This is a genomic window from Rhizobium ecuadorense, assembly GCF_001187535.1.
Taxonomy (GTDB): Bacteria; Pseudomonadota; Alphaproteobacteria; order Rhizobiales; family Rhizobiaceae; genus Rhizobium; species Rhizobium ecuadorense.
The window spans coordinates 1-224 of sequence record NZ_LFIO01000255.1 but is presented as its reverse complement, the minus strand read 5'-3'; the positions used below and the strand labels follow the sequence as shown (position 1 = coordinate 224).

The 224-nt window shown below is 59.4% G+C and carries 1 pseudogene; it reads left to right on the top strand.

Going from position 1 to position 224, the window contains the following annotated elements:
- Positions 1-132 (top strand): annotated as a pseudogene (locus AF337_RS41805) (polyphosphate kinase 2); the annotation flags it as partial.
- Positions 133-224 lie beyond the last annotated feature (92 nt).

Below are 224 nucleotides of genomic sequence, written 5' to 3'. Positions count from 1 at the left end.
GCCCATCTTCTCGAGCAGATCCCTTACGAGGATGTTCCGAAACCGGAGATCCAGTTGCCGGACCGCATCCGTCACGCCGATTACAACAGGGCGCCGGTTCCGCCTGAAATGCTTGTGCCGGAGCGCTATTGAAAGCATCGCCGCGTTGGGCGGCGGGCTACCGCATAATTCTTCAATTCGGAATCGTTTGAGGGATTGCTCCGCTACGCCGCGCAAGACGTGGC